We start from the raw sequence: 7185 nt of genomic DNA, 5'->3' as shown, positions 1-7185 counted from the left end.
GCTGAGCTCTTTCCATTCAGCTTCTGTTAATAATTTTTTAGGGTAATACACTTCGAGTAATTTAGTGGAATCTTTGGGTACAAATTCACTTTCAAATCCAAATTTAAAATTTCTAGTCTCAAATCTTGCAGTTACAGGCTGAGAAACATTTATTTGCTCAAAAAGCGATCCGCAAGTTCGTGCTTCAACGGCATTTACGGAAAATACACTTGCTATTATCAGTAATAATTTAATCATCCCCCTTGTCCCCTCTTTCCTCTCTAAAATGCGTTTATTTGTGGATTAAAATCTGGATCTATATCTTGCGTATGATCTGGCGTTTTCAAAAACACAACAGGCACTCTTCCCACAGGAGCAGCTGCTGTTAACGACACTGCGACAAAACCCGGACTTGCAAATTCTCCTGCGATATTGTTGCTCTCTAAACCCAAAACAGAAGACAGTTGTTCGTGCCCAGGCGATTTCCAAACAATCTCAATAAGTTTGGCGTTTTGAGGTGAACGACCTTCTAAACTATAAGGAGTTAATTCTTTGTATTGAACTCCCTCTGGCACGTCTCTGTCTGCGTATTGATCTACGCGTCCCGGAAACTTATACCCAACCACTCTTTTGTCGCCTATCGGAATATTTCCAAACCAGTGAGTGCAACTTGAGTAACCACCTCTGGCACAGTAAGAAGCGTTGTCTTTATCTAGGAGACGCCAAGGTCCTTGTGCGACAGCTCCATCTAAAGATGCTAATTTAAAGAAATTTGTTGCTCTGTTGGCTTCAGAACTTGAAAGAAGCATTTGAGGTAAAATCGTTCCATTTGCAATCCCAGGCGCTAGCTGATTGCTCAAATTACCATATGAACCCATACGTCCGTTGTGAACTGTATGAAGCGTTCCTTGATTAGGAGTATGATAGTGCGCTAAAAAATGAGCGTTCGAAAAAAGTCTCATATACTCCGGAAAAGAAGCTTCGCTCACAGCAACGACTAAGCGTGGCTCACCAAATTGTCCTGGCTTATCGGGTCCAAGAGAAAAACTTTTTACTACAGTTTTAGCACCCGTGAGAGCAATGTACTGCCCAAGAAGACTATCAGAGCTGGGATTTAAAGGATCACTCCCATACATAAGCAATTGAACTTCGCTTAAAGTCATTTCGCCCAGAACTTTATTCAATGAATTTGGAGCTCCTCTTAAAAAACTTTCTATTCTTCTGGGAATACTGCTGGGAGGAACCGTATCTTTTAAGTGTGTCTTAAGAATTTCAGTTAAATCATCTCGAGAAAAAGAAGCTGTTTTTTCAGAGGATGTTAAACTATTAAGAAGTTTAGTCAGTGATTCGCTAACCATCGGAGCTTCTAAATTCAATAAAATTTTAAGAACTTCATGTCTTTTAAAAGCGGCATTTAAAACTGGATACTGATTACTAACTTCTATGAAGTTATCGTAAGCTGTACCATAAGTATTATTTTGCTCTTTAAGCTTGGTGTATAATTGCGCAGTAACTTCTGAATCTGATAATTCAAACATTTTTGAACAAGTATTAGAATAAGCTAAGCTTGTTGTAAAACTAAGTAATAGTAATAATAAAAATGCTGTTTTTTTCATCACAATCTCCGCGCGCGCTTTTTAAATTTAAGGAACCTTAGTTATTAAATATAAATTATTGTATCTAAATAATATTGATCTACCCGCAATCTGCACTTTTTGTAAATTCAACCTTACTTGAGGTGAGAGTAGATATTTATTTTTTTCACCCTTTAATAAGCTTCTATTTGTGGATCAAAATTTGGATCTATTTCTAATCGGTGATCTGAAGTTATTAAAAATACAACAGGCACTCTTGTCACTGGTGCGGCCGCGGTCAATGAAACGGCTACAAAGCCTGGGCTTGCGAATTCTCCCGCCACATTTTTTCTTTCCAGACCCAACACTGATGCCAACTGCTCATTTCCAGGAGTTTTCCAAACCAATCGCACAAGCCTTGCCTCTTCCGCATCAATTTCTGTATCTAGAAATTTCAGATCGTAAGGAACAAGTTTTTTATACTGGCGGCCTTCAGGAACATCGTAATCAGCATGTTCATCTACGCGACCTGGAAATTTGTATCCGTCGACGGTTTTATCTCCAAGCGGAATATTGCCGAACCAATGAGTACAACTTGAGTAACCGCTTCTTGCACAATATGAAACGTCATCTTTGTTTTTTAGTTCCCAAGGGTATTGAGCCAATTCACCATTTATGCCTCCCAATTTAAAAAAATTGGTAGATCTATTGGCTTCCTTACTTGAAAGAAGAATGTGCGGCATGATGGTACCAATGCTGGGAAGACGAAGCTCATTGGTTAAACTTCCATATGAACCATGGAGACCATTCTGCGCAACATAAAGAGTGCCTTGCTGTGGAGTATGCACATGAATTAAAAAATTAGGCTTTTTGAAGAGTTCTAGATACCGAGCAAATGAAGCTTCACTGACTGCAACCACAAGTCTTGCTTGTGTAGAGTTTTTTCTTTTTGGTCCAAGTGAAAAATTTTTGATAGCGGTTTGCGCGCCTGTCTCTGCAATGTACTTGCCGAGCAGACTTTGCGGGCTAGGGTTTAGTGGATCTTTACCATACGTCAATAACTGAACTTCCTTCAGAGTCATATCTCCAAGGACGCGGCCTAAAGAATCAGGAGTACCGTTTAGAAATTTTTCGACCCTTGCCGGAATAGTTTCTGCGGGAACTTTCCCTTCTAAATTTTTCTTAAGTACAGTAGAGAGGGTTCTCCCATTCAAGGAAGCAACTGATGTTTTTGATAAATTTTCGATCAGCTCAACTAGGCTATCACTTCTCAATGGCATTCTTTCTTGCAATAAGGTTTTTAAAACTTGATCCTTGGTAAAGATTCTTTCAAGGTAAGGATGTTGACGAGTCACCTCTAAATATTGCTCATAAGATCGGCTATAAAATTCATTTTTTTCTTTGAGTCTGGAGTACATGCGCTCTGTCGTGCCTGCATTTTGAAAAATGCTGACACAGGTATCATTAGAATACGCGAAGCGCATTGGAAGGATGGTCAACAACAACATTATTAAAAATATAATTTTATTCATTTAAATCCTCTTAGTTTTCGATTTTAGTACGCATGAATACTCGGATCGAAATCTGGTTTTATTTCTGCTTGGTGATTTTGAGTTATTAAAAATACAACCGGCACTCTTTCTACCGGCGCTGCTGCAGTTAACGAAACGGCCACAAAACCTGGGCTTGCAAATTCTCCCGCCACATTTTGTCTCTCTAGGCCCAACACGGATGCCAACTGCTCATTTCCAGGAGTTTTCCAAACCAATTGCACAAGCTTTGCCGTCTCTGCATACATAGATTCCACATCATAAGGAACTAATTTTTTGTATTGGCGCCCTGTCGGAACTTCGGAATCAGCATGTTCATCTACGCGACCTGGAAATTTGTATCCGTCGACGGTTTTATCTCCAATTGGAATATTACCGAACCAATGAGTACAACTTGAATAGCCACTCCTTGCGCAATATGAAACATCATCTTTGCTTTTTAATTCCCAAGGGTGTTGAGCCAAATACTCATTCATTGTTCCCAATTTAAAAAAATTGGCAGATCTATTCGCTTCTGTAGTCGAAAGAAGAATATGTGGCATGATGGTGCCTATTCTCGGAAAACGAAACTGATACTGTAATCTCCCATAGGAACCAAAGAGACCATTCTGCGCAACATGCAAAGTTCCTTGGTGTGGAGTATGCACATGAATCAAAAAGTTAGTTTTTTTAAAAAACTCTAGATATTTCGCAAACGATGAACGGCTCACAGCTACCACAAGTCTTGATTCACCAAAGTTTTTTCTATTTGGTCCCAGTGAAAACCTTGTTACAATAGACTGCGCTCCGGTTTCCGCAATGTATTGGCCGAGAAGACTTTCAGGACTAGGCTTCAGCGGATTCTTCCCGTAGGTCAGCAACTGAACTTCCTTCAGAGTCATATCTCCAAGGAGCCTGCCTAAAGAATTAGGAACACCGTTTAGAAATTTTTCGACCCTTGCCGGAATAGTTTCTGCCGGAACCATCCCTTTTAAGTTTCTTTTTAGCGCAGTGGTTAGCGTTCCCTTGTTCAAAGAAGCCACTGATACTTTTGATAAATTTTTAATCAGTCTAACTAAAGCTTCGCTCCTCGAAGGCATTTCTTCTTGCAATAGGATTTCTAAGATTTGATCCCTGGTAAAAATTCTTTCAAGGTAAGGATGTTTTTTAATAACTTTTAAATACAACTCATAAGACTTACCATAAAATTCATTTTTTACTTTGAGCGTAGAATACATGAGTTCTGTGCGATCATAAAAAATACTGGCACACGTCTCATTAGAATATGCTAAATGCCACGGAGAAATAGCCAATAACAGTATTGTAAATATAATTTTATTCATAAATAAATCCTCTTATTTCCTATTTTAGAATGCATGAATACTCGGATCGAAATCTGGCATTATTTCTGCTTGGTGATCTTTAGTTATTAAAAATACAACCGGCACTCTTTGCACTGGTGCCGCTGCAGTTAATGAAACCGCTACAAAACCAGGGCTTGCAAATTCTCCTGACACATTCTTATGCTCTAAGCCTAAGACAGAAGACAGTTGCTCATGTCCAGGCACCTGCCAAACAAGATTCATAAGCTTTAATTGATCCTTAGTGCCTTCGAAATTGTAAGGAACTAATTCTTTATATTGACGCCCTTTAGGCACGTCACGATCAGCATGGCTATCTACTTTACCAGGAAAACTATAACCCTCGACTTTTTTATCCCCCATCGGAATGTTTCCAAACCAATGAGTGCAACTTGAATACCCACCTCTGGCGCAATAAGAAACATCGTCTTTGCCTTTTAAACTCCAAGGACGTAACGCTGGTTGTCCACCTACGTTCAATGCTCCCAATTTAAAGAAATTGGTAACTCTGTTTGCCTCTGTACTAGAAAGAAGAATGTGTGGCATGATTGTGCCGATGCTTGAATTTCTCAAAGCATTCTGTAAGCCTCCATAAGAACCGTGCCGGCCATTTTGCGCAACATGCAGTGTTCCTTGCTCTGGTGTGTGTACGTGAATTAAAAAATGAACATTTTTAAAAAGTCGAAGATACTCTGCAAATGATGCTTCACTGACAGCAACAACTAGCCGTTTTTCTCCTTGGCTTTTTCTACGAGGCCCCATGGAAAAACTTCTCACCACTGTACTTGCCGCAGTGTTTGCAATGTACTGGCCGAGAAGACTTTCAGGACTAGGCTTCAGTGGATCTTTTCCATAGGTCAATAACTGAACTTCAGACAAAGTCATATCTCCAAGGACCTTGATTAAAGAATTGGGAGCACCATTAAGAAAACTGCCTACTCTCTCTGGAATGGTTTCTTCTGGAACTCTTTTTAATAAATGTCTTTCAAGAATTGTTGCGAGGGTACTTTCTGAAAGCTCATATTTTCTGTTTGATAAAGATTTAAAAAGTTTAGTTAAAGACTCACCTCGAGAAGATAGCTCTTCATCCAATAGAACTTCGAGGATATCACGTTTTTTAAATACTTTTCCAAGAATAGGGTGTTGAGCTACGAGTTCAAGATACAAACTGTAGGTCTCTGCATGAGCAGAATTTTGATTTCTAAGATTTAAATATAGAGAATTTAAAGGATCTTCTTTAAAAAGATTTGTACATATTTCACTGGAATAACTTGAGTTAGAGATAAAAACTAAAACAAATAAAAATACGAATGCAAATTTACCCATTTTAAAAACCTCAGTTTATTTTCTAAAATTAAGATTTGTATACTAATAATTAAAAATAAATTTTTGGAGCTAAATGATTGCGAGATGCACTTAAACAAATTTTTTGTAAATCCAACCCACCATATTTTTCGGGTAAATGTTTATTTTTTTCACAAAACTTAAACATATAAGAATGTTTGTCCTGAATTTTTTACATTTCAGTTGAAAAGTTTGATTAGTCTTCTACAAAGCATCATTAAGGAGAACTACTTTAGTTCTGAAATAAATGAATTCATGCGGGTGAAGGCTTCGGTCATTCGTTTTGCTTCTATGGCGAAACTCAATCTCAAATAGCCGTCCATGCCGAATTCTACTCCGGGAACTGTAATTACTTTTTTATCTTCCAAAAGCATTGCGCAGAATTCTTTTGAGGTTTTAACTGACTCGCCTCTAAATTGCTTGCCTAAACATTTTGAAATGTTAACCCAAAGGTAGAAGGCTCCATCAGGATTGTAGACCGAAACGTCTTTTACTTTTTTAACTTCAGCTATAGCGTAGTTTTTTCTTTCAATTAATTTTCTTTGAACTGCGCTTAACTCTTTGCCACCTTCTGTGATGGCTTTAAAGGTTGCTCTTTGAGCAATAGAATTTCCGCAACCTGTAGACTGACTTTGATAATTTGCCATAGCTTTAATGATTGGAAGAGGTCCTACTCCCCAACCCACTCTCCAGCCAGTCATAGAATAAGATTTTGAAGCACCGTTGATGATGATCAGTCTCTCTTTTAATTCTGGAGCCACTTCTAAAATCTGTGGAGCTAAAGCGCCACTGAAGTAAAGTTTATTGTATATATCATCGCTCATTACAAAAATTTGCGGATGCTTTTTTAGAACTTCTGCAATCGCTTTTAATTCTTCTTTTGTATAAACGCTTCCGGTAGGATTCGAAGGAGAATTAAGCATCAAAAGTTTTGTTTTAGGAGTGATTTTTGATTCAAGATCTTTTGGCGTGATTTTAAATCCGGCAGCTTCCGTTGAAGGAATGAAAACAGGTGTTCCATCAGCAAGCTCTGTCATGTCGGGATAGCTCACCCAGTAAGGTGCTGGAATTAAAACTTCATCACCTTTTCCAATGAGTACTTGAAGAAGAGCAAAGATCGACATTTTCCCACCAGTCGCTACTGAAACTTGCTCTGGCGAGTAATCAAATCCGTAATCTTTCTTTAAATCTTCTACGATGGCCTTTCTAAGTTCTTCAATTCCATTTGCTGAAACATACTTCGTAAAACCCTTGTTGATAGATTCAATGGCTTCAGCTTTAGCAACTTCGAAAGTGTCCCAGTCGGGTTCTCCCACGGCTAAAGAGATCACATCGTGACCTTCGGCTTTTAGTTTTCTACCTTTGGCAGCTAGCTATAGAGTCGGTGATGACTTTAGT

6 protein-coding genes are annotated in these 7185 nt (G+C 38.6%); all 6 read right to left on the bottom strand.

From position 1 onward, the window contains the following. Positions 1-237 (bottom strand): hypothetical protein (locus V4596_00845; GenBank protein MES2767664.1); only part of this gene is annotated, 237 nt, incomplete at its 3' end. 23 nt (positions 238-260) lie between these two features. Further along, on the bottom strand, positions 261-1595 hold the full coding sequence (locus V4596_00840; protein ID MES2767663.1) for a hypothetical protein: 1335 nt from the start codon (positions 1593-1595) through the stop codon (positions 261-263). A 152-nt stretch (positions 1596-1747) separates the two neighbouring features. Continuing rightward, the gene (locus tag V4596_00835) at positions 1748-3085 is read right to left on the bottom strand and encodes a hypothetical protein (GenBank protein MES2767662.1); all 1338 of its coding nucleotides are present in this window, start codon (positions 3083-3085) and stop codon (positions 1748-1750) included. Between the two features lie 23 nt (positions 3086-3108). Next, complete coding sequence (locus tag V4596_00830; GenBank protein ID MES2767661.1) at positions 3109-4425, bottom strand: hypothetical protein; 1317 nt, start codon at positions 4423-4425, stop codon at positions 3109-3111. Between the two features lie 24 nt (positions 4426-4449). Further along, positions 4450-5769, bottom strand: a complete 1320-nt coding sequence (locus tag V4596_00825) for a hypothetical protein (GenBank protein MES2767660.1) — start codon at positions 5767-5769, stop codon at positions 4450-4452. A 245-nt stretch (positions 5770-6014) separates the two neighbouring features. Then, positions 6015-7118 carry a pyridoxal phosphate-dependent aminotransferase gene (locus tag V4596_00820; protein MES2767659.1) on the bottom strand — a complete coding sequence of 368 codons (1104 nt, stop codon included), beginning with the start codon at positions 7116-7118 and terminating at the stop codon, positions 6015-6017. Positions 7119-7185 lie beyond the last annotated feature (67 nt).

This window comes from Bdellovibrionota bacterium (genome assembly GCA_040386775.1).
Lineage (GTDB): Bacteria > Bdellovibrionota > Bdellovibrionia > Bdellovibrionales > JAEYZS01 > JAEYZS01.
The sequence above is the reverse complement of the archived record's forward strand: the minus strand, read 5'-3'. Positions and strand labels throughout refer to the sequence as shown.